Source organism: Mesorhizobium sp. P5_C1, from assembly GCF_054049815.1.
On sequence record NZ_JBFULQ010000491.1, the window covers coordinates 1 to 4,100 of the forward strand.

The 4,100-nt window shown below is 64.4% G+C and carries 3 protein-coding genes; all 3 read right to left on the reverse strand.

What is annotated here, in order from left to right:
* Window positions 1-981: efflux RND transporter permease subunit (locus tag ACXJ7R_RS26440; protein WP_457154400.1), on the reverse strand; the 981-nt coding region annotated here is incomplete at its 3' end.
* Complete coding sequence (locus ACXJ7R_RS26445; protein ID WP_457154402.1) at window positions 978-2,084, reverse strand: efflux RND transporter periplasmic adaptor subunit; 1,107 nt, start codon at window positions 2,082-2,084, stop codon at window positions 978-980. The genes ACXJ7R_RS26440 and ACXJ7R_RS26445, both read right to left, overlap by 4 nt.
* A gap of 374 nt (window positions 2,085-2,458) precedes the next feature.
* Complete coding sequence (locus tag ACXJ7R_RS26450; RefSeq protein ID WP_457154401.1) at window positions 2,459-3,463, reverse strand: aldo/keto reductase; 1,005 nt, start codon at window positions 3,461-3,463, stop codon at window positions 2,459-2,461.
* Window positions 3,464-4,100 lie beyond the last annotated feature (637 nt).

Consider the following 4,100-nt stretch of genomic DNA (forward strand, 5'->3'; position numbering starts at 1 on the left):
GTCGTAGCTCAACCCCTTGGGGAAGTCGCGGGAAAGCTCCTTCATCTTGTCCTGGATCTGCGCGGCTGCGGCGAGGGCATTGGTGCCCGGCCGCTGGAAGATGGCGAGCGCCACCGCCGGTTTGCCGTTGAGATAGGAGTTGGTGACGTAATCCTTGGCGCCGAGCTCGATGCGCGCCACGTCCTGTAGCGAGATCAGGCGGCCGTCGTCGGCCGATTTGACGATCACGTATCGGAAGTCGCGTGCGTCGTTGAAGCGGCCTTGCGTGGTGACCGTGTACTGGAACGCCGTGCCGGTGTTGGTCGGCGGCGCACCGATCGAGCCGCCCGACACCTGGACGTTCTGGTCGCGCAGCGCCTGCACCACATCGCCCGAGGTCATCCCCAGGGCGGACAGTTTTTCCGGATCGAGCCAGATGCGCAGCGAATATTCGCGTTCGCCGAAGATGGTGAGGTCGCCGACGCCGTCAAGTCTGAGCAGTATATCGCGGACCTGCGAGCGGGCGTAGTTCGAGACGTAGAGCTGGTCGTAGGTATTGTCGGGCGACAGCATGTGCACGACCATCATCAGGTCGGGCGAGCTCTTGGTGGTGGTGATGCCGAGGCGGCGGACTTCTTCGGGCAGGCGCGGCTGGGCGATCGACACGCGGTTCTGCACCAGCACCTGCGCCTGGTCGAGATCGGTGCCCAGCTTGAAGGTGATGGTCAGCGCCATTGCCCCGTCGCCCGACGAATAGGACGACATGTAGAGCATGCCCTCGACGCCGTTGATCTCCTGCTCGATCGGCGTTGCCACCGTCGCTGCGATCGTCTCGGCGTCGGCGCCCGGATACTGCGCGCGAACGACGATGGTCGGCGGCGCGATCTCGGGATATTGGGCGACCGGCAGCTGGGTATAAGCAATCCCGCCGAGGATCAGCAGGACGATCGAAACGACCGATGCGAAGATCGGACGGTCGACGAAGAAATGTGCGAACCTCATTGCTGCAACCCGGCGGTCTCGGCCTTGGGCGGCAACGTCACCATCTCGACCTTCACCTTGGTGCCGGGCCTGGCGTGCATCAGCCCGTTGACGATGATCGTCTCGTCGCCGGTCAGGCCCTGGCGGATCACCCGGTAGCCGTCGAGAAGCGGGCCGGTGCGCACGGGCTTCGCCGTCACCATCCCGGCCTCATCCACCAGGAACACGATGCGGCGATCCTGATCGGCGCCGATCGCCTCGTCGGGCACCAGCACGCCGCTATGCGGCAGCGACCCCGGCACGTTGATGCGCCCGAACATGCCTGGCTGGAGAATGCCGTCGGCGTTGGGAAACGTTGCACGCACCCGCATGGTGCCGGTCGCGTTGTCGATCCGGTTCTCGGCAAAATCGAGCTTGCCTTTGAATACCGCCTCCGCGYGGTCGGCGACGCGAACCACCACCTCGAGCCCGCTGTCGCCTTCCTGCATGCTGCCGCCGCGCTCCTTCGCGTCGCGGGCGTAGCTGAAATACAGGCGCTCATCGACGTCGAAATAGAAGTCGATCGGATCGCGCGTAACGATGGTCGTCAGCAAGGTGGAATCCGGCTGCACGAGGTTGCCGACCGACACCAGCCGGCGGTCGATGCGGCCGGACAAGGGCGCCTTGATCTCGGTGAATTCCATGTTCAGGCTGGCCGTCCTCAGCGCAGCCGTCGCGCCCTGCATCTGCGCCTGCGCCGAAAGGTATTCCCGCCGGCGGTCGTCGACGGTCGAGGTTGAGATATTGCCGGTCTTGGCGAGTTCGTCGGCGCGATCCAGCTGCATCTTGGAGAATTCGAGCAGACTCTTGGCGACGTCCACTTGCGATTTGGCGGCATCATAAGCCGCCTGGTACGGACGCTGGTCGATGGTGAAGAGCAGGTCGCCCTTGTTGACCAGTGCGCCGTCCTGGAAGCTGACCTTGTCCAGATAACCGCTGACGCGCGAGCGGATGGCGACTTGGTCGACGGCTTCGAATCGCCCGACGAACTCGTCGTCTTCGACGATTTCACGGACCACCGGCTTGGCCGCCGTCACCACGGGTAGCGGCTGGTCCTGCGCAAACGCAGTGCTGCTGAAAGCCATGCCGAGCAGGAATGCCGCCGACACGGCGGCGCGGGCAAGCCAGCCGGCCGATCGACGGGGTTGCCCGCCCGCGTCGCGATGCCATTGCGCATCCTCAGGGGTGTCCATTTGCGTCCTCGCTCGCTGGACCCGGAGGTCGGTTGATCCGCTTCTACGCTCAGGCTTGTTCGTCGAGATCAGAGCACTGCAGTGTTGTGCAGGGCAACATGATCATTTTCCATGTCGGCTGAAATGTCCACCCTGTGGCTGCCCAGCACCGGGCTAAAGCCAGTCGAAAGCGTGCGCAGAGGCGCTGCGCTTAAATCCTCGCGCTCCCGGTTGGTATTTCTGGGTTATTGGAATGGCTCAGATTTCCGCCGGCTATGCCCAGACCCCTACCGGTCGACCATCGCCAACCCGCGCTGGCCGTAGCGCGGGCCGGAGATTTTGCCCGGCGCCAGCGCTTCGTCGAGGGCGGCCATCTCGGCGGCATCGAGCTTGATTGCGACGGCGGCGATATTCTCCTCCAGGTATTTTCTCCGCTTGGTGCCGGGGATCGGCACGATGTCGATGCCAAAACCGGTGCCCTTGTGCAGCAGCCAGGCCAGCGCGACCTGGCCGGGCTTGACGCCTTTGGCCGCCGCGATGTCGCGCACTTTGGCCGCCGCCTCGACATTGGCGTCGTAGTTCTCGCCCTGGTAGCGCGGGTCGTTGCGGCGGTAATCGCCCTCGGGATAGTTTTCCGCTCGGCTAACCTCGCCGGTGAGGAAACCGCGGCCGAGCGGCGAGAACGGCACCAGGCCGATGCCGAGTTCGCCGAGCAGCGGGATGATCTGCGGCTCCAGATTGCGCTCCCACAGCGAATACTCGCTCTGCACCGCCGACACCGGATAAACGGCATGCGCGCGGCGGATGTTGGCCGCACCCGCCTCGGATAGGCCGAAGAACCGCACCTTGCCTTGGGCGACCAATTCGCCGACCGCGCCGGCGACATCCTCGATCGGCACCGCCGGGTCGACGCGGTGCTGGTAGAGCAGGTCGATATGGTCGGTGGCGAGCCGGCCGAGCGAGCCTTCCACAGCCGCGCGGATATGCTCGGGCCGGCTGTCGGTTCCGTCGAGCTGCTTGCCGTTTTCGATGCGGAAGCCGAATTTGGTGGCGATGGTCACCTGGTCGCGCTTGCCCTTCAGCGCCCGGCCGAGCAGGGCCTCGTTGGTATGAGGGCCATAGACCTCGGCGGTGTCGAGGAAGGTGCAGCCGAGTTCGATGGCGCGGTGCAGGGTGGCGATGGATTCGGCCTCGTCGGCCGGACCGTAGGACTGGCTCATGCCCATGCAGCCAAGGCCGATGGCCGAGACCTGCAGCCCTTGGCTGCCGAGCTTGTGGGTTTTCAGGGTCATGGCTGGCGTTCTCCGGTGGGGGGATCACCAGACTATAGCGGCCGCTCGCTCAATTCCCACAGCCTTTCGGCCGCGCTGTCTTCACATGTTCGAGGCCACGTCGCGGGAAGACAGTGGCTTGGGCTTGTGGGCCGGACGCTGCCTTGTCTTGTGTACAGCTTTGCGGGGCGCGGCTTTGACCGTGTTCAAGGTCTTGGGGGTCGCGGTCTTAAGGTTGGCGGTTTGCGGCGCTTGCGCCTTGCGGCGCCTGAGCCAGCTCAAAGACAGTTCGGCAAGGAGACTGCGCAGACCTTTCACAACGTCCTCCWCGGGTTGGGCGACGGGATAATTTCCGATGGCGCGACTTGTTCCGCCCGCAAATGTTCCCGGGTTGGGCTTGGGTCGAGCGGCGCATGCGACCTAAGTCCGATCACAAACCGCAATGGTCTTGCCGGTGGCGCCGCCGGGAACAGTCGGCTCTCACGGTCGTTGTCCGCTGCAGATTTGCTGGAGGAAGCTATGGATAGGAGTGTTGGCCAGGCACGCTGGTTGCTCGCACCGATCTTCGCGGTTGCCATCACTTTTATGGTGATTGGAATTACCTTCGGCTGACCGACCTCCAAGGAACGACCTCGAACTTTTCCGATCGGCGCAGCCA

What these genes read in the sequence shown, in the direction of transcription:
- ACXJ7R_RS26450 (WP_457154401.1), bottom strand. Translation starts at nt 3,463, where the DNA reads ATGACCCTGAAAACCCACAAGCTCGGCAGCCAAGGGCTGCAGGTCTCG.